Annotated in this window: 16 protein-coding genes; 4 read left to right on the plus strand and 12 right to left on the minus strand. The window is 44.3% G+C overall.

Translation table 11 applies throughout. The features are described 5' to 3' along the window. Window positions 1–45: 45 nt before the first annotated feature. Together NST85_RS26070 and NST85_RS26075 are read left to right on the plus strand one after the other, a co-directional pair. Window positions 46–804 (plus strand): ABC transporter ATP-binding protein, encoded by a 759-nt coding sequence (locus NST85_RS26070; protein ID WP_341190813.1) that lies wholly within the window; start codon window positions 46–48, stop codon window positions 802–804. Continuing rightward, window positions 801–2,807, plus strand: coding sequence for an ABC transporter permease (locus NST85_RS26075; RefSeq protein WP_341190814.1), 2,007 nt, complete (start codon window positions 801–803; stop codon window positions 2,805–2,807). Before NST85_RS26070 ends, NST85_RS26075 begins: the two co-directional genes overlap by 4 nt. Window positions 2,808–2,873: 66 nt before the next feature. Here the strand turns inward: NST85_RS26075 and argH are convergent, their stop codons facing one another. The 7 genes from argH to argC all read right to left on the minus strand — a co-directional run bounded on the left by argH (window position 2,874) and on the right by argC (window position 11,315). Beyond that, the gene (gene argH, locus NST85_RS26080; RefSeq protein ID WP_127194078.1) at window positions 2,874–4,289 is read right to left on the minus strand and encodes an argininosuccinate lyase; all 1,416 of its coding nucleotides are present in this window, start codon (window positions 4,287–4,289) and stop codon (window positions 2,874–2,876) included. Between the two features lie 89 nt (window positions 4,290–4,378). After that, window positions 4,379–5,614: an argininosuccinate synthase gene (locus NST85_RS26085; protein WP_341190815.1), complete on the minus strand. Its 1,236-nt coding sequence runs from the start codon at window positions 5,612–5,614 to the stop codon at window positions 4,379–4,381. A 245-nt stretch (window positions 5,615–5,859) separates the two neighbouring features. Continuing rightward, on the minus strand, window positions 5,860–6,819 hold the full coding sequence (gene argF, locus NST85_RS26090; protein ID WP_307398674.1) for an ornithine carbamoyltransferase: 960 nt from the start codon (window positions 6,817–6,819) through the stop codon (window positions 5,860–5,862). After that, on the minus strand, window positions 6,816–8,051 hold the full coding sequence (locus NST85_RS26095; protein WP_341190816.1) for an acetylornithine transaminase: 1,236 nt from the start codon (window positions 8,049–8,051) through the stop codon (window positions 6,816–6,818). Before NST85_RS26095 ends, argF begins: the two co-directional genes overlap by 4 nt. A 76-nt stretch (window positions 8,052–8,127) precedes the next feature. After that, window positions 8,128–8,967, minus strand: coding sequence for an acetylglutamate kinase (argB, locus tag NST85_RS26100; protein ID WP_127194086.1), 840 nt, complete (start codon window positions 8,965–8,967; stop codon window positions 8,128–8,130). Window positions 8,968–9,006: 39 nt separating this feature from the next. After that, window positions 9,007–10,242, minus strand: a complete 1,236-nt coding sequence (gene argJ / locus NST85_RS26105) for a bifunctional glutamate N-acetyltransferase/amino-acid acetyltransferase ArgJ (RefSeq protein ID WP_127194074.1) — start codon at window positions 10,240–10,242, stop codon at window positions 9,007–9,009. Window positions 10,243–10,259: 17 nt separating this feature from the next. Beyond that, window positions 10,260–11,315 carry an N-acetyl-gamma-glutamyl-phosphate reductase gene (gene argC, locus NST85_RS26110; protein WP_127194073.1) on the minus strand — a complete coding sequence of 352 codons (1,056 nt, stop codon included), beginning with the start codon at window positions 11,313–11,315 and terminating at the stop codon, window positions 10,260–10,262. A 227-nt stretch (window positions 11,316–11,542) separates the two neighbouring features. Between argC and NST85_RS26115 the strand changes: the two genes are divergently transcribed. Together NST85_RS26115 and NST85_RS26120 are read left to right on the plus strand one after the other, a co-directional pair. Beyond that, complete coding sequence (locus NST85_RS26115) at window positions 11,543–12,409, plus strand: zinc ribbon domain-containing protein (protein WP_127194072.1); 867 nt, start codon at window positions 11,543–11,545, stop codon at window positions 12,407–12,409. A gap of 17 nt (window positions 12,410–12,426) precedes the next feature. Beyond that, on the plus strand, window positions 12,427–13,908 hold the full coding sequence (locus NST85_RS26120) for a zinc ribbon domain-containing protein (RefSeq protein WP_127194071.1): 1,482 nt from the start codon (window positions 12,427–12,429) through the stop codon (window positions 13,906–13,908). A 93-nt stretch (window positions 13,909–14,001) separates the two neighbouring features. On the opposite strand, the gene NST85_RS26125 is transcribed toward NST85_RS26120, so the two are convergent. The 5 genes from NST85_RS26125 to NST85_RS26145 form a co-directional block, all read right to left on the minus strand. Further along, window positions 14,002–14,886 carry a YitT family protein gene (locus NST85_RS26125; protein ID WP_127194070.1) on the minus strand — a complete coding sequence of 295 codons (885 nt, stop codon included), beginning with the start codon at window positions 14,884–14,886 and terminating at the stop codon, window positions 14,002–14,004. Between the two features lie 236 nt (window positions 14,887–15,122). Next, a protein-coding gene (gene prfB / locus NST85_RS26130) for a peptide chain release factor 2 (RefSeq protein ID WP_127194069.1) occupies window positions 15,123–16,236 on the minus strand; the annotation gives its coding sequence in 2 pieces (ribosomal slippage) (window positions 15,123–16,163 and window positions 16,165–16,236; 1,113 coding nt in all). A 46-nt stretch (window positions 16,237–16,282) separates the two neighbouring features. Continuing rightward, a complete protein-coding gene (gene secA / locus NST85_RS26135) occupies window positions 16,283–18,790 on the minus strand; it encodes a preprotein translocase subunit SecA (protein ID WP_127194068.1) in 2,508 nt (835 codons plus the stop codon). Between the two features lie 213 nt (window positions 18,791–19,003). Beyond that, entirely contained in the window at window positions 19,004–19,564 is a 561-nt protein-coding gene (gene hpf, locus NST85_RS26140; protein ID WP_127194067.1) for a ribosome hibernation-promoting factor, HPF/YfiA family, read from the minus strand. A 266-nt stretch (window positions 19,565–19,830) separates the two neighbouring features. After that, on the minus strand, window positions 19,831–20,028 hold the full coding sequence (locus NST85_RS26145; protein ID WP_127194066.1) for a cold shock domain-containing protein: 198 nt from the start codon (window positions 20,026–20,028) through the stop codon (window positions 19,831–19,833). Window positions 20,029–20,113 lie beyond the last annotated feature (85 nt).

Below are 20,113 nucleotides of genomic sequence, written 5' to 3' on the forward strand. Positions count from 1 at the left end.
ATTCCCTTTTATACTTCTCATATAAGCTGAAGAGGAGGAAACGAAGTGGACATCATCACCATCAATCAATTAGTTAAAGTATATAACTCCTATAAAGGTGCCAAAGAAGTCACAGCGGTTAATGGAATCAACCTGGCAATAGAACAAGGGGATTTTGTCGGTATCATGGGCCCAAGCGGTAGTGGTAAAACAACCCTCCTGAATATTTTATCCGGTGTAGATAAGGCGACATCAGGTGAGGTTACCATTGACGGCAAAGAGATCACGAAATTATCGAAGGATCAGATGGCACTTTTTCGCAGAGAGAGAATTGGTTATATTTTTCAAGACTTTAATCTATTGGACAGTTTGACCCTACAAGAGAACATTGCCTTACCCCTTATATTGGACAAGCTCAGTCCGCAGGAAATTGATAACAAGATAACACCACTTATGAACTTTTTGGGAATCTATGATCTGAAAGATAAATATCCCTACCATATCTCTGGTGGTCAGAAACAAAGAGTGTCAGCCGCACGGGCGATCGCCAATGATCCCGCCGTCATATATGCAGATGAGCCAACTGGAAACTTGGATTCCAAGTCTGCCCACAATGTAATGACCACTCTCACTACTTTAAATACACAATTAAATAGTACGATCCTTATGGTGACTCACGACCCCTTTGCTGCATCCTTTTGCAAAAGAATTATTTTCTTTAAAGACGGTAACATCGAAATGGAAATGAGATCTCCAGGGGACCACAAAGCATTTTTCGATAAAATATTGGAGGTACAAAGTGTGATCGGAGGGGAGAGATCATGACCTTCTCCTCTATCGTACGGAAGAACTTTATTTACAACGTGCGAAAATATATGTCGCTTTATTTTGTAAATACACTGATCGTGGCTATTCTGTTCATGTTCGGGAGTTTGCTATTTAATTCAGATGTATACAGACAAGTAGGAACGACCACTCTATATGAAGTTATCAAATCCGCTCTAATGGGTGTCGTGTTATTTTCAATTGTCTTCATCACCTACAGTAATATCTCTTTCATGAAATACAGAGGGAAAGAATTCGGGATGTATATTACACTGGGAATGACGACAAAAGACTTAACGAGATTATTATTTCTTGAACAAGCAGGAATCCTGATCATTTCGTTAGTTACAGGGCTGGTCTCCGGTGGCGTTTTCTCGAAACTATTTTATATGGGTCTTAATCAAATGTTGATTATAAATCCGATCCGGTTTGAATTTAGTGTTAATAGCCTCTTATTAAGTAGCGGTATATTTTTGCTTATTTTTATATGCAATTTCATCTTTAACATCCTCTATATCCGCAAAACCTCCATTATAGATGTACTGAATTCTTCTAGAAAAAAGGGAGTCGGGAAAAGCAACCTCATGCTCGGCATGATTGCCATGGTCGTCTTTGTCGTATCCGCGTATTTACTACCTAAAGTATTACTGAAGCAAGTTTTCCAGAACCAATCCTATATGTTTATCCTATTCTTGGTCTTAACGTTGATTTGCCCTTATATTATTTTTGGGACCTTGATTGTGGTAATCAAATCCGTCATGAAACTATTCAAAAAAACGTACAACAACAATCTAATCGTGCTGTCCAATTTATCGCATCGATTTCTAGCTTATAAGAGTACCCTGTATATCGTTTCGATCCTAATTGCCGGAGCTATTTTCTTTATCGGGATGTTCTACTCGATGTACGCCACAAGCCGTGATAATAATGACATGGAGAATCCATTTGATATTATGTTCGTGGAAACGAACCAATTGAATATGATGAATGCTGGTGAAGTGGAACAAATTCTGAAGGAACAAGGTAATACGATAGAGCAAAATAGCACATTGGAATTTATAGAACTACCACAATTCCGAGATAATAAGGGAGCCATGGTGCTCTGGGATGATCGAACATGCATCATCAGTGAAAGCCTTTTTAATCAGCATATGGGAACACAATATGAACTTAAAGCTGATCAAGCGCTGGAGTCTAGGTTGCACGCGGAGAACATGAAGCATGAAATACCCACAACATTTATCTCAGTCATGAATACCGAAAAACTAGATGCCCAGTTTCAGGAAAGCATGAGCAAAGAAGGCTTGGTTCAAGCCTTGGCCCAATATCCCTATGTAGAATATCCAAGTCAACATATTACAATTATCAATCTGCCATTCATAAATTTCAGTGATTTAGCGGGTGGTTATTACGGTACTGCCCTTGTTGTAGACGATCAGGTGTACGATCAATGGAAAGCCGAAATTAGACAAGAACAGATCAAGAAATTTCACTTGATAAAAGGCGATATCAATGAACAAGGCTATCAATCTTTAGTGAATGCCTTACGTGAACGAAATGGATTCGAAATGGACGACCTAAAGCCGATTTACAAAGAAGGAGAATTCAAGCGTAAGCTTGAATCCAACGGCACCATTTTCTTCATCGTCCTCTTCCTCGGGGCGTTGTTTGCGATTGCTTCAGGCGTGGTTTTATTCCATAAAGTATTATCAGATATTGAGGATCAGAAGGAGAGTTTGTACTCACTCCAAAGAATGGGTGTCACTTCAAAAGAGTTAAAGAATATTATCTCTAAAGAACTGGCGATTACTTTCTTCTTCCCTACTCTCTTTGGTTTAGGTCTGGGGTTATACTATTTCTATGTCCTGTTCAGCAATCGGCCTAATGTGCTGGACGTTGTCGGAAAGGCCAGTATAGTTGCCCTCATTTTCTTAGTTTTGCAAATCATATTCTACTTTGTTAGCAGAAGGAAATACTTCTCTGAACTAGGTAAGTCCCTGTAGGGATTCATCGTATCGTAATACAGAACAGCCTCCATCCCAAAGGATAGAGGCTGTTTCTATTGATATCTATTTACTTTTCTCTAAGTACTCTGTAACCCATGCTCCTGTTGCTTGCAGTCTTTCTTCTGCCCGAGTAATCGCCGCAGCCACTTGGCTGGAGGCTGTACCGCCATATACGTTACGCGCATTTACAACCGTTTCAGGTTGAAGCACTGTGTAGATGGTGTCATCAAACAGGGAAGAGAATGTCTTGAATTCATCCAAAGTAAGATCAAGAAGATATTTATTATTTTGAATGCAATACAGTACCGTCTTGCCAATGACCTCATGCGCCTGGCGGAACGGCATACCTTTGTTGGCTAAGAAATCGGCAATATCTGTAGCGTTAGAGAAGTCCTTGTTCACCGCTTCACGCATACGATCCCCGTTTACCGTCATCGTAGCGATCATTGGAGCGAACAATCGCAATGCGCCTTGCAGCGTAGCTACTGTATCAAACATACCTTCTTTGTCTTCCTGCATATCTTTGTTATAGGCTAGTGGCAGTGACTTCAGTACGGTCAGAAGTCCCATCAGGTTACCGTAGACACGGCCTGTCTTGCCGCGAACTAACTCAGGCACATCTGGGTTTTTCTTCTGTGGCATTATACTGCTGCCTGTACAGAATGCATCGTCCAATTCGATAAAGCGGAATTCCGTGCTACTCCAGAGCACTAACTCCTCGCTAAGACGGGAGAGATGCATCATGAGAATCGAAGCGTCCGCTAGAAACTCGATAATGAAATCGCGATCACTAACTGCGTCCAAGCTATTCTCGTAGACACTATCAAAGTTCAATTGCTCCGCTACAAAATGCCGATCGATCGGGAATGTCGTACCCGCGAGTGCACCAGCACCAAGTGGAAGCACATTAATGCGCTTGTAGCTGTCTTGCAGACGCTCAATATCTCTTTGGAACATGGATACATATGCCATTAGGTGATGTGCAAAAAGAATCGGTTGTGCCCGTTGGAGATGAGTATATCCAGGCAAAATCGTATTCAAGTTAGCCTTAGCTTGTCCAATCAACGCTTCCTGTAAATCATGTAGTAGACCAGCAAACTCGACAACCCGTTTGCGCAGATACAGATGCATGTCTGTAGCCACCTGATCATTACGGCTACGCCCAGTATGAAGTTTCCCCCCTACAGAGCCCACTTCATCAATCAATTGCTTCTCGATGTTCATATGGATATCTTCATCCGAAACTGAGTATTCCAGGTCACCACGTGCGATCTTTTGCAGAATCGTATGGAGCCCTTCTTTAATCTTATCTACATCGTCTTCAGGAAGTATGCCGCATTTTCCTAGCATCGACACATGTGCCAAGCTTCCTTGCACATCTTCTTGCGCTAATGCCTTATCAAAACCAATGGACGCGGTATATTCTTCAACTAAACGGTTGGTCTGCTTGGTAAAGCGTCCTCCCCACAGTTTGCTCACTTGATCCACTCCTTATCTCATTTAAACTACAGACCGCCCCCCTTCTGCGAGAATGAACTCGCAATGTAAGGGAAGCGGTCGCAGTCCGATTATTTGTTGTTCTGCTCAACACCGGAACTTACTTTAAGACGTAATGCGTTTAGACGGATAAATCCTGTTGCATCTCCTTGGTCATATGACTGCGTAGGATCTGCTTCCATCGTCGCAATATCTGGATTGTAAAGACTGACTGGACTCTTCACACCAGCAGCAATTACATTCCCTTTATATAATTTGACACGTACCGTTCCTGTAACGTTCTTCTGACTTTCAGTTACCAACGCTTGCAGCGCCAAACGTTCTGGAGCAAACCAGAAACCATTATATACGAGTGTGCTATAACGTGTAATAAGACTATCACGTAGATTCATTACTTCACGATCCATCGTCAAAGATTCCATTTTACGATGAGCGTTGAAAAGAATGGTTCCCCCCGGTGTCTCATATACACCACGACTCTTCATCCCTACGAAGCGGTTCTCAACCATATCCACACGGCCGATCCCGTGTTTGCCACCAAGCTCATTTAGCTTCTCCATCACACCAAGTGGACTTAAAGCTTCTCCATTTAGTGCGACGCAGTTACCTTGCTTGAACTCTAGCTCCAGATATTCTGCTTCATCCGGTGCATCCTCTGGGGACACGCTTAGTAGATACATCTCTTTGCTCTCAGGAGCAGAAGCATCGAAATAAGGATCTTCCAGTACGCCACTTTCATAACTGATGTGTAGTAGATTACGATCCATCGAATAGGACTTAGCTGCTGAAGCGGTAACTGGAATGCCATTCTCTTCGGCATATGCAATCATTTCAGCCCGACCTGGGAAACGATCACGGAATTCACTTAAGCGCCAAGGAGCAATTACTGAAATTTCTGGTGCAAGGGCTGCTGCCGCTAGTTCAAAACGCACTTGGTCATTCCCTTTTCCCGTTGCGCCGTGAGCAATCGCCGTAGCGCCTTCTGCACGGGCGATATCCACCATACGTTTTGCGATCAATGGACGCGCGATACTTGTTCCAAGTAGATACTGTCCTTCATATAGGGCACCTGATTGGAACATAGGATTGATGAAATCCTGCGCAAATTCATCGCGAAGATCGTCAATATATACTTTGGAGGCGCCGGTAGCAAGTGCCTTAGCTTCCAAGCCGTCCAATTCTTCCTTCTGACCAATATCCGCTGTAAATGCGATGATCTCCGCATCATAAGTTTCTTTCAACCATTTAAGTATAACGGAAGTATCTAGTCCCCCGGAATAAGCTAATACGATTTTTTCTTTTGCCATGATAGATCCTCCATTTTCATCTACTGAGATTATAGGCTTCGATAACGAAATGTTCTTACGATCGCTGTTGTCTCCAAATTTCTTGGTTTTATTGTACCAAAGTTGAAATTTGGGGACAAAGGCGACCGCAGCTTATGCTTCCGAGGTAGCTTTCCCATGGAAAGCTTGTAGCTTCTTCAGAATCATTTCATTATCTACGCAAGTATCACTTCACAATAATCCAAATTCTATTTAAAAGTATACACTTATCCCAGCAGGGCCGCCATTAACGCTTTCTGCGCATGTAGTCGGTTCTCTGCTTGATCGAAGATGATAGAATGAGTGCTATTGTCAATTACGCCTTCACTAACTTCCTCGCCGCGATGGGCTGGTAGGCAGTGCATGAATAAATAGTCGGATTTCGCATGTTTGGCGAGTTCCTCATTTACTTGGTAATCCGCGAATGCTAGCTCACGCGCCTTTTGTTCTTCCTCGAAGCCCATGCTCGCCCAAACATCGGTATAAATAACATCCGCATCTTGAACTGCGACCTTCGGATCGCGAACCACTTCAATCTTCGCTCCGGTCGCCTTCGCCATTTCCTGAGAATCGGCTACGATTTGCGCGTCAGGCTCATATCCTTCAGGACAAGCGATGGATACGTGTACGCCTAGCTTAGCTCCACCAATCATCAAGGAATGCGCCATATTGTTACCATCGCCTATATAAGCGAGCTTCAATCCTTTTAAGGTACCTTTATGCTCATAAATTGTTTGGAAGTCAGCTAGCACTTGGCATGGATGCGCCAAATCACTAAGACCGTTAATAACAGGAATCGTCGCATAACGCGCTAAATCTACGACCTTGTCATGACCAAAGGTACGAATCATAATCCCATCCAAGTACCGCGACATGACGCCTGCTGTATCGGCAATGCTTTCACCACGACCAAGTTGAATGTCATTCTTGCTAAGGAAAAGTGCATGACCACCCAGTTGGTATGTCCCAACTTCAAAGGAGACCCGCGTCCGCGTAGACGATTTCTCAAAAATCAGTCCCACGGTCTTGCCCTTTAACGGCTGATATTCTTCTCCCGATTTCTGTTTATGTTTAATCTCAATAGCTAAGTCGATCAAATACTCGATCTCCTCAGTTGAATAATCGCTCATCTCAATAAAATCACGACCGCTAAGATTAATACTCTTCTTCACTTCGGATAGACTCATAGTTCATTCTCCTCCTTGGCCGTATGTGCGGCAATCAAAGCTACTAACGTATCCACAGCTTGGTCAATTTCATCACGGTTCACCTTCAGATTCGGTAGGAGACGGATCACGTTGGGTCCTGCTGTGACAAAGAGCAATTTGCTCTTCTGTCCTTGGGTTACGATTTCAGCTACGGCTTCCTCGCATTCAATACCAATGATGAGTCCCATTCCACGAATGGCTTTCACAAATGGTTCGTTATCAAATGCCTCGTGGAGTTTATCACTCAAATAACGCCCCATCTTTTCCGCACGTTCTGGAATCCGTTCCTCAAACATTGTTTCCAAAGTTGCAATGATTGAAGCCGTAACCACTGGATTTCCGCCAAAAGTAGAAGCATGACTTCCCGGTGCGAATCCTTCACGCAGGTACTCCTTGGCTAGCATTGCTCCTGCTGGTAAACCACTAGCAAGTCCTTTTGCCGATGTGAAAATATCAGGTTCAATCCCGTAATGTTCATGAGCAAACCACTTTCCTGTACGCCCCATTCCAGTCTGTACTTCATCCACGATCAGTAGCAATTCCTGCTCCTTACAAAGAGCTGCTAGTTCTTGGACAAAACTCACTTCGACAGGATACACGCCACCTTCTGCTTGAACCATCTCTATCATAATTGCAGCTGTATCCGGTCCGATGGCCGCCTTCAGCGCATCCATATCATGCAGTGGAACGGTCGTAAAACCTGCAGGTAGTGGAAGGAATCCATCCTTCACCTTCTGTTGTCCGGTTGCTGTCAGTGTCGCCAATGTACGGCCATGGAAAGATTGCTCGAATGTAATAACCTCAAACCGGCCATTACCTTTCACCTTCTGATGATAACGACGAGCCAGCTTAATAGCTGCTTCATTCGCTTCAGCACCACTATTGCAGAAGAAGACAACGTCGGCACAACTGATCTCGGTCAATAGCTTAGCAGCCTTTTCTTGCTGCGGGATATGAAACAGGTTCGACACATGCCATAACTCATCAAGCTGAGCTTTAACTTTTTCTCTAACCTTCTCCGGTGCATGCCCTAGGTTCGTCACGGCGAGTCCGCTCATAAAGTCGAGATAGCGGTTGCCCTGATCGTCCCAAAGCCAGCTGCCATGCCCCTTCACTAGATTAAGAGGATAACGTGAATATGTGGGAAACAGCGCGCTTACTTTTCCTTCAACCGGGGTCTCCACCGTATTCTTGAGATCACTTTGTGCCATCGCTATTCAACTCCTATCGATTTATAAGAAATAAAAGACCGTTCTATTAACTATATCGTAATTGCAAAGGTACAGGCTACTGCATTCGGGTTATTTTTGTTCCTATTATTTCGCCAGAAAGCACTTTGCCGAGTACTCCAGGCTCACTTCCATCTACAATGACAACTTCCTTCACTTTGCCGTTTATGCAAGCAATAGCAGCGCGGACTTTAGGAATCATACCACCATAAATTTCGCCACTTTGAATCATATCTTCAATCTGCTGTACAGAGACAACAGGTAGCACACGCTTCTCACCATTCACATTTTGCAGAATGCCTGGTACATCAGTCACTACGATCATACGCTGCACTCCAAGTTCCGAGGCAACCGCACCAGCAGCAGTATCCGCATTGATGTTATAACGCTGCCCATTAGCACCTATACCAACAGGTGCAATAATAGGCATATAACCGAGATTTAGCACACCTTCAATCAGTCCGGCATTAATCCCTGCCACATCTCCGACCAGACCAACTTCCGCGTTGGCAGAAACGGGTTTAGCTACAATCAAGTAACCATCTACACCAGACAAACCCAGTGCCTTACCACCGGACTGTCCAATGCGACGCACGATTTTTTTGTTAATGCTACCTGCAAGGACCATTTCTACAACATCCAGCACTTCCTCGGATGTATAGCGAAGGCCATTCACAAAGTTGGTCTCAATCCCAAGCTTGCTCAAATTCTCGGATATCGCTGGACCACCGCCATGTACAATAACAGGCTGTACACCACTCTCATGTAACTTAACGAGATCATCATAAAAAGAGTCCGGTAATTCTTCCAGCGTGCTTCCTCCGCATTTCATAACAAATGTTTGGTTTAGCAGAGATTTCTCTGTAGCGACTCCGCTCCCATCCAACGCTGCCTTCATCACTTTAAAAACTCCTCTCAAGTAAAATGAAAAAATATATTAAGTGCGGTACGCCGCATTGATTCGTACGTAGTCATAGGTCAGATCGCAGCCCCAAGCTGTTGCATGGCCTGGGCCATTGTGTAAATCTACTTTAATTGCAATCGTGTCACCTTTTAAGTAAACCAATGCTTCTTCCTCATCAAACGGAATAGGACGGGAACCGGTTAGTACGATGATATCGCCCAGCTTGATGTCCACAGTATCAGGGTTAACAGGCTCACCTGCGCGGCCAACGGCTGCAATGATGCGACCCCAGTTGGCATCAGCACCGAATACGGCAGTCTTAACTAGACTAGATCCGACGATGGTCTTGGCAATAGCCCGGGCGGACTCGTCAGTAACTGCACCCTCAACCGTCACTTCAACAAGCCGTGACGCACCTTCGCCATCACGAGCGATAGCCTTAGCTAGAGTCTGGCACACGTACTGAAACGCAGCGGCGAAAGCATCCCAATCAGGGTGGCTCTGTGATAACTCTGTATTACCTGCAAGACCACTCGCCATCGTCAACAGCATGTCGTTGGTACTTGTATCTCCATCCACAGTAATCATATTGAATGTCAGGTCTGTCGTCGCTCCAAGTAGTCCTTGGAGTGATTGCGGCTCAATCACTGCATCCGTCGTAACGAAGGCTAACATGGTCGCCATATTGGGGTGGATCATACCAGAACCTTTAGCGGCTCCAGCAATCCTTACTTCACGACCGTCAACTTCCAGCGATACTACAACTTCCTTCTTTACAAGGTCAGTCGTTAGAATAGCCTGGCAGAACTGCTCCGATCCCTCGTTATCCCCTGACAGGGAGGACGGTAGAGCCGCAATCCCGCTACTCACACGATCCATCGGTAGCAACTCACCGATTACACCCGTAGATGCGACGGCTACTTCCGTCTCAGCCAGACCAAGCGCAGCTGCTGCGGATGCGCGCATCTCATAGGCGTCAGCCTCTCCCTGTTGGCCCGTGCAAGCATTGGCGTTGCCACTGTTCACGACGATCGCTCGCAGCCGGCGTTCTCCTGCCGCGATACTCTCCCGTGTCACCTTAAGGGGCGCCGCTTGAAACACGCTTGTCGTGTATACAGCAGCCGCTACTGCGGGTACCTCGCATACAATCGCGCCTAGATCATTGCGCGATGTTTTTTTCAATCCACAGTGTAATCCCCCTGCTTGAAAACCTTTAGGAGATGTAACCCCACCATCTGAGATAACTTTGAACAAACTAACGACCTCCATGCCATTTTCCTCCGTTACTATGGATATACGGGACTGAGATTCAATCCTGTGGTTTCATCCCAACCCATCATGATATTCAAATTCTGAATCGCCTGGCCTGCGGCCCCTTTGACGACGTTATCGATCACAGATACAATCGTAACCCTCTTCGTTCGAGGATCCACTGCAAAACCAATATCGCAATAGTTAGACCCCAATACTTCCTTGGTAGCCGGCCACTTACCCGCTTCCCGTACCCGAACAAACTTTCTTCCTTCATAATATTGTTGATATAGCTCAACTAGATCAGCTTCTGTATATTCACCCTTTAGACTAGCGTACATCGTACTCATAATCCCACGCGTCATCGGAACCAAATGAGTCGTAAAAGTTACCGTTACCTGTTCACCTGCTACAGCCGATAAGCTTTGCTCGATCTCAGGAATATGCTGATGCTTGTTTATTTTGTAGACCTTTAAGTTTTCATTTATCTCACCATAATGGGTCATAAGACTCGTACCTCTACCCGCACCTGACACTCCTGATTTAGCATCAATAATGATACTCTGAGGATCAATCCAGCCTGCACTGAGTGCGGGAATCAATCCCAACAACGTTGCGGTAGGATAACAACCGGGGTTAGAAATCAACCCTGAGGAACGCGTTACTTCATCGCCATTTATTTCACACAATCCATACACAGCTTGCTTTAGTAAGTTATCTTCCGGGGCCTCGTGTTTGTACCATTCTTCATACACCGCTCCATCTTTTAGCCGAAAGTCGCCCGATAAATCGATTACCTTCAGACCCGCCTGAAGCAGATCGGGTACCAGCTTAGCACTAACCCCGGAAGGTGTAGCAGTGAACACAACATCCGCTTTAGCTGCAATTTGCTCTGCATCCACGCCATCCAAAGGTTGCACCACAATATCCGTCAAATGCGGAAACCCATCGCTGATTGGCGAACCTGCACTTGAAGCCGAGATGACCGATACAATCTCCACTTCCGGATGCCCCAATAAAAACCGAATCAGCTCTACTCCCCCGTACCCTGTAGAACCTACAATCGCAACCTTTACCTTGTCTCCACTCACTAGCCTTACCTCGCTTTCTCTTTCTCTCCCATGTGCTTCTCTGTTTAAATATGCATTCCGAATAATAAGTATGTATTATTATACGATTATACTAATAAAAATACAATAACTAATAGAGTTGTCCACCTCGTTAATCTACCATATTTTTCATTGACCTTCTTAAGACTTAAGAACTATGATCATATTGTGCAGCGAAATACATACAATATTTTTCCAGGAGGTTACATATGAACTGTCCACAATGCAATCAGGTAAATGAGAAGGGCAAATTTTGCGTCGCTTGCGGTACACCTTTACATGCAACACCCACCGCCGAGAGTCCGACCTATTCGGAAACAGCTACTAGTAGCGATAGCCCCGGGAACACGGCAACCTTTACATCCGCCTCAACTACGGCAACCTCTACGGATCAACTACATATTCCGGCGTTACCCAACGTCGCAAACGGATGGGACAAAGTTAGACAAAGCGATGCAGCGAAAAAAAGTATTCATGTAAGCAAACAATATGGGAGCTATTTCCTCAAAGCTTTACTCCACCCATTTCAAACCACACAAAGTGTAAATAGTACTCATTTCACCAATGGCATAATCACCATGTTCTTCACTTCATTTCTGCTTCCGTTCATATTCTACGTTGGAGCAAAACAAGCTTATGGTTTCTCTATTTCTTTTGGTAGCACCGTTATTAAGCCTCTGTTCTTAATCTGGATTTCCCTGCTATTAGCGAGCTTACTTGCACTTTTCGTTATCCGCCTCGGACGTGTTGCTAGTGATTACTTAACGGTAACAGCCAAATTGGGCACGATGCTTGTACCTGCAGTTGCCGCTCTTTTCTTATGTATGATCTGTACTCTACTAGGACTAGGCACTAAGCTACCTGTTTTACTACTATTGATCGGCATCAGTGTTATCTTCACTTCAATTTCTGCCGTAATCCTCAATGCTGGCAAAGAAAGTACTAGCGGTCTGGACCCATTATACGGAGCCGTTATAGCCAATCTTATTTATGCCTACACTCTGTTTAAAATAGTCTCACTTAGCATGGAGGCCATCCTGGACAATTTATTTGGTGGATTTAATATGTTCTATTAATACTAAGGGGCGTTGATATGAGTTACTGTACTGAATGTGGAGAGAAGCTAGAAGACCATTATGTATATTGTTCGGAGTGCGGCACGCCACTTGATCCTGCCCCAGCAAATGAGGAATCTCCCCTGCCGGCTGTTCAGGTTAAGCAAACCCATCTGAATTGGAAACAAGGATCTGCCTCCATTTGGCCATGGGTAAAGCATCATAAATGGGTCTGCACTAGTGTGGTAGCAGTAATCATTGTATTGATTGGATTATTTGAAACTGGTAAATATGTCACAGATCCAAACAGGCTGGTCTCGAAATTAGAAACTGCACTTCATGAAAAAGATACTGCAGCTTTAGCCTCCCTACTACAAGTCGAAAGTGACAAAGTAACCCTTAGTGCCACTAATCTGGCCCCGCTCATTCGTTATATGGATTCTGATCCTTCCGTTACAGAAAGGTTAGTTACTGAGCTCAAGAAGCAATTAGACCGCGATGCGGTTCAGATGACAGCGAATGAAACTGAGAAATCTTCTGCTGATAAATTTATCAATCTGCGTATAGACGGTAAGCAGTTCATGTTGTACGACAAATACGTTCTGGAAGTGTCCACCTACTATACTGAAGTGAGTACCAATTATGAAGGTGCAAAAATTTACGTGAATGATAAAGAGGCCGCCCTGGCAAACAGTTCTCATTTCACAGCAGAAGTCGGACCCTTACTACCCGGCTTATATACTTTCAAATCGGAATATGTAGGTGAATATACTTCACTGCAAAATGAACAAACGGTCAACTTAACAGATGGAAACAACTATAGTGATCTCGATTTATCACTAGCAGGCAGATACTTTATAGTCGAATCCAATTATGATGACGCAGCTATCTATATCGATGGCAAGGATATCGGAGCACTTACGGGAGAGAAACGGGAGATCGGGCCCATTGCCATGGATGGTACACATAAGGTGTATGTAGCAAAGAATTTCCCTTGGGGTATTATCCAAAGCGAGGAATATTCGGTTACCGATCAATATATCACTGCTGATATAGATCCAGTAGATGATATATTTCGGGAATCGATCATGTCTGCAACGCAGAAATTTCTAAAAGGATGGGTGGAATCTTTTAATACATTGGACTCCACCAAAGCAAGTCACACGTCTGATGAATTACGTGAAGCATTGTCCAGTGAGGTTAAGCAATACATTGATCAAGATTTTCAGTATGACTTGAAGTTGACTAAGATGGTATTTGATCTGGATAGCATTAAACTCTATAGTGTTGGCGATGGCAACTTTGCGGCAGATATCAGTGTTCAAAACTATTCCGAACAATCTTTTTACTATGAAGGATCCACTCCCGAAGCACCCCAGGAGCTCGTAGGTTCCGTAATCTATCAGTTGCTCTATATTAATGGTGAATGGGTAGTTGATTCCTATTACGATAACTACTGGTTTAATGATGATAACACCAAAGAGTTTATTAATGTTGGCACCTCTGAAGCGGTGATATAGTAAAAATAGAGATCTCTCTTAAGTCAAACCAAAAAAACCCTTCAAGAACCCCGCATTAGGCGAGATTTTCTTGAAGGGGATTTTTTATTCCTGTTACTGTCTTTTGAAACCTTCACCAAGCACTTCATGTGCATTCGTAATAATGACGAACGCCGTTGGCTCCAGCGTTTGCACGATCGTTTTGAGTTGGGTCACTTCGCTTTGCCCTACGACCACCATCAGAACCATCCGGTTATCGCCAGTATAACCACCTTGCGCGCTCAGTTTCGTAAGACCACGATCTAACTGAGATAATACTGCATCCGCAATCTCATCCGTCTTGTTGGCGATGATATATGCGACCTTCGTATAGTTTAGCCCTAGTTCAATCATATCGATAAACTTCCCTGTAATGTAGAGACCGATCAGCGCGTATAGCGCCTTCTCAGGGGATAGAATGAATCCGGCTAGGGCGATTACTGTTCCATCCATAATAACTACACATACAGATAAACTCAGCCCCGTGTATCGCTGAACGATCTGAGCCAAGGTTGATAATCCCCCTGTAGACCCCCGGCCCCGGAACACAATACCAAGACCCAATCCAACACCTATCCCGCCATATAGAGAAGCTAGCAGCATATCTGTCGTCGGGACAGACCAATCTTTAGTCAAGAAAACAAACAACGGCAATACAATGGTCCCGAGCAGTGAACGGATCGCATAATTACGACCTAGCACCAAGAATCCTGCAAAGAACAATGGGATATTTAATGCCCACTGTGTGTATGCTGGCTCAATCCCAAAAAGAGACTCGACGATAATCGATAATCCAGATACTCCTCCTGAAGCAATATGATTCGGGACAAGAAATAAATTAAAAGCAATGGCCGTAATAAACGATCCCACCAAAATCATCATGGTATCGATGACATGGCGACCTGGACCTGTCACAGGTATATATTTACTTAATCTACGTTTACGTGACTTTGGCGGCACTGCGCCTCCTCCTTACTGATTCCATATCATCTGTTATGTACTACTCTTGCATGATCAATACCTTTCGGTCCTAAAAAATACAAGTTGCTGATTTCCGATTCTGTCAAAAGCTTTTCGGAACTCACGGAACTCATCCGAATTAGCACCCGAACGTCATCATGAACTGCTCTAGAAAATCTGAAAAAAAGCCCACCGTGGTGCGCATTGTTAAGAGGCGTGGTGGGACTATTCATTACTTATTGTGATTCAAGACGAATCTGACTCCGTAAGTAACCATCGATAAATGGATCCAGATCCCCATCCATCACAGCACCTACGTTACCGCTCTCCACCGATGTGCGATGGTCTTTAACCATACTGTAGGGATGAAAGACGTACGACCGGATTTGACTACCCCACGCGATATCAGACTGCTCACCGCGGATCTCATCTAGTTCCTTGCGTTGTTCTTCCAACTTACGTTCATACAGTTTAGAACGGAGCATCGTCATCGCTTGTTCCCGGTTCTTGATCTGCGAACGTTCATTCTGACACGTTACCACAACTCCCGAAGGTAAATGCGTGATCCGTACAGCGGAATCTGTTGTATTGATGTGCTGTCCACCAGCTCCTGTGGCCCGGTACGTATCGATCTTAAGATCTTCAGTCCTTATTTCCACAGTCACTTCATCCGTAATTTCCGGAACGACATCACATGATACGAAGGAAGTATGTCTACGTCCAGAAGAGTCAAACGGTGAAATCCGTACCAAGCGATGTACACCTTTCTCCGCTTTCAGATAACCGTAAGCATTGTAACCTTTGATCAGAAGTGTGACACTCTTGATCCCTGCCTCATCGCCCGACAGATAATCTAGAGTTTCTACTTTGAAGCCATGCTTCTCAGCCCATCTTGTATACATCCGTAGCAGCATTTGACCCCAATCTTGCGACTCGGTACCGCCAGCGCCTGGATGTAACTCAAGAATAGCATTGAGTTTGTCATACGGCTCACTAAGAAGTAGTTCAAGCTCAAACTCTTCCAATTTCTTCACTAACGCAGCCACGGAAGCAGTAATTTCTGCTTCCAGTGACTCGTCGCTTTCTTCCTCAGAGAGTTCTAGCATCATCTCAGCGTCATCGTATTCCTGTTGCAGACCCAAATATTTATCCACGAAGGATTTAACATCATTCATTTCTGCGATCAGACTCTGTGCTTTTTCATTATCATCCCAAAAATCAGGTGCACTCATCTTCTCTTCATAGTTCCCGATCATTTCCTGCTTGAGGTCTAAGTCAAAGTGACCCCCTAAGGTTTGTTAATTTCTTGGTAATCTCGCGCATATCCTGTTTGACGCTTGGGTCGATCATGTTGCTTCGTCACCTTCCTAAATTAAATGAAGTTAAACTAAGGTTATTACGCGTTTTGTCCGTGACAATGCTTATACTTCTTGCCACTTCCACATGGGCAGAGGTCGTTACGTCCAATTTGATCTCCACGTTGGACCGGACGCTTCTCAGCAGGCTCACCACTAGTGGAAATCTTATCTTCGTCGACTACGGCTTGACGCTCTTGGTTGGATTCTACTTGTGCCTTCATAATATATGTTGCAACTTCTTCTTGGATCGTAGCAACCATCTGGTTAAACATCTCGAAACCTTCAAATTGATACTCACGAAGAGGGTCCGTTCCGCCATAAGAACGAAGGTGAATACCTTGACGAAGTTGATCCATCGCATCAATGTGATCCATCCATTTGCTGTCTACAGAACGTAGAGCAATTACTTTCTCAAATTCGCGCACCATTTCAGGTCCAAGTGCTTCTTCTCGAACATCGTATTTCACCATTACTTTATCGAAGATAAACTCGACCATTTCATTTGGCTCTTTGCCCCAAAGATCATCTTTAGAGATAGCTCCTTCATCCAACAGTTTACTATTGATGTAGTCGACCACATCTTGTAATTCCCACTCTTCAGGAATATCAGAACTTGTATGAGCTTCAACGATCCGTTCGATAACTGGCTTGATCATATCAATGATAATTTGCTTGATATTATCGGATTCTAGCAATTCACGACGTTGTTTATATATAATTTCGCGTTGTTGGTTCATAACATCATCATATTGAAGTACGACTTTACGTACGTCGAAGTTGTTACCTTCAACACGTTTTTGTGCAGATTCGACAGCCTTCGAGATCATCTTGCTCTCAATCGGTTGATCTTCTTCAAAACCTAACCGATCCATCATATTCAGCACGTTGTCGGCCCCGAACCGCTTCATCAATTCGTCCCCAAGGGACAAGTAGAATTGCGTGGATCCAGGGTCACCTTGGCGACCAGCACGGCCACGAAGCTGATTATCAATCCGACGTGATTCATGACGTTCTGTACCGATAATGTGAAGTCCACCAACTTCGGAAACACCTTCACCAAGGATGATATCCGTACCACGGCCCGCCATATTCGTTGCGATCGTCACCGATCCTGGTTGACCCGCACGTGAGATAATCTCAGCTTCCTCTTGATGGTATTTAGCGTTCAACACTTTATGTTGGACACCTTTACGTTTCAGCATATCAGAGACACGTTCCGAGTTCTCGATTGACACTGTACCAACCAATATAGGCTGATTATTCTTATGCCGTTTCACGATCTCTTCAACAGCAGCTTTGAACTTGCCTTCTACACTCTTATACACGACATCCGGCATGTCTTGACGGACATTCGGCTTATTCGTCGGTACTTGAAGAACTTCAAGACCGTAAATCTTCTTGAATTCTTCTTCCTCCGTCTTTGCCGTACCCGTCATTCCCGCTAGCTTGCGGTACATACGGAAATAGTTCTGGAAAGTAATCGTTGCAAGCGTCATGCTCTCATTCTGTACTTCGATGCCTTCCTTCGCTTCAATCGCCTGATGTAGCCCATCGCTGTAACGGCGACCTGCCATAAGACGACCCGTGAATTCATCTACGATAAGAACCTCATCTTCTGTCACTACATAATCAACGTCACGACGCATGATGACATTTGCCTTCAAAGCTTGAACCACATGGTGGTTTAGCGTGATATTGTTGTGATCATACAAGTTTTCGATTCCAAAGGCACGTTCAGCTGTAGCTACCCCTTTTTCAGTCAGAGATACAGCTTTGACTTTGATGTCCACCGTATAGTCTTCTTCCGGAACAAGGCCCTTCACAAATCGATCAGCTACATAATACAGCTCAGTTGATTTTTGAGCTTGTCCAGATATAATGAGCGGTGTACGCGCTTCGTCAATCAGAATGGAGTCTACTTCATCAATAACGCAGAAATAGAGCGGACGTTGAACCATCTGCTCCTTGTACAGCACCATGTTATCGCGAAGATAGTCAAAGCCAAATTCGTTATTTGTACCATATGTGATATCACATGCATATGCTGCCTGTTTCTCATCGTGTTCCATACCGTTCAGATTGACTCCAACCGTCATACCTAGGAAGTTATAGATTTGTGCCATCTGCTCGCTATCACGCTGTGCCAAGTAATCATTAACAGTAACGACGTGTACGCCCTTGCCTGCTAGTGCGTTCAAATAAACCGGTAAGGTTCCAACCAACGTCTTCCCTTCACCGGTTTTCATTTCAGAGATACGGCCTTCATGGAGCGCCATACCACCAACAAGCTGCACATCGAAATGACGCATGCCCAGCGTTCTCTTAGAGGTTTCTCTAACTGTAGCAAAGGCTTCTGGAAGGAGTTCGTCTAGCGTTTCCCCCTTCTCGAGCCGCTCGCGAAACTCAGCAGTCTTGGCTTGTAATTGCTCGTCAGAAAGAGCCTCAAATTTGGGTTCTAATGTATTGATAAAGTCCACCGTCTTCATGAGACGTTTGACATCACGTTCATTGATGTCTCCAAATATTTTCTTAACTAGTCCTAGCATGATTAACCCCTTTCACGGCAAAACAGATCATTTGCCTAAATTGTAACAGTTTGTAAGGGTTGTCGCAACAGACACCATCACCACTGTCCCGTGGTAAAAACCTTCTTATATTAATAAAGAGCCCTATCCGCAAGCGGATAAGGCTCGTTTCCTTAAAATTCAATTGCAAGAATTGGCACCTGCATTCATACAATCGTCATGATTGGTAACGTACTAATCCTGCTCTATCAAACCGTACTTGCCATCGTCACGTTTATAAACTACATTTACTTCCCGAGTGTCGATGTTTGAGAAGACGAAGAAATTATGGCCTACCATGTTCATTTGCAAAATCGCTTCTTCTACATCCATCGGTTTCAAGAAGAATCGCTTCGTACGAACTACTTCCAACTCATCTGTGTCAAAGTCGCCTTCATCCACTAATACTGAAGTACTGGATGCGCCCTCAACGAACAATTTCTTCAAACTACCTTCTTGACGGAACTTACGGTTAATCTTCGTCTTATGCTTGCGGATTTGACGTTCAAGCTTGTCCGCCACGGCATCCATTGATGCATACATATCTTCGCTTCGATCCTCAGCGCGGAGTACAACGCCAGTAAGAGGGATTGTAACCTCTACCACGTGCAAACCTCGTACGACACTCAATGTGACGGTACCATCTGAGGTGGGGGGTGCATCAAAGTACTTGTCTAGTCTACTGAGCTTCTTGTCAACGTAGTCTCGCAAAGCATCAGTCACTTCAATTTGCTGTCCTCGAATACTAAAATTCATAGGGCACTCCTCCTTTGTTTGCACCCCTATTATAACATAGGTGTTAGCCCAATGTAAAAAGTCTGTAATGGCGAATCAATGAACATAAGCTGTGTTTACAGAAAACAGTATTTTAGGCCTAGTTAAGCAATGGCGGATTGTATTTACGATCGCTGTTTACGATTTCGGGCATAAAGAAAGACCCTGGGTTCCCCCAGGGTCTAACGCTAGCGAATCTTAATTGTTAACCATCGTACCTTATATGTGGGTCGGCTGTGCCGGGATGATTATAACTTGATTACGTTAGCTGCTTGTGGTCCACGAGCACCATCAACAACTTCGAACTCAACTGCTTGTCCTTCGTCCAAAGATTTGAATCCGTCTGTTTGAATTGCTGAGAAGTGTACGAATACGTCTCCCCCATCTTCAGTTTCGAGGAAACCGTAACCCTTTTCTGCGTTGAACCATTTAACTGTACCTTGCATATACAAACATTCCCTTCATTTTCAAATATGAGTGGTTAATCCAGCTCACATTTTTGAATATACCACCCAAACTTCACTAATGTCA

The organism is Paenibacillus sp. FSL K6-2524, from assembly GCF_038005525.1.
Lineage (GTDB): Bacteria > Bacillota > Bacilli > Paenibacillales > Paenibacillaceae > Fontibacillus > Fontibacillus anaericanus.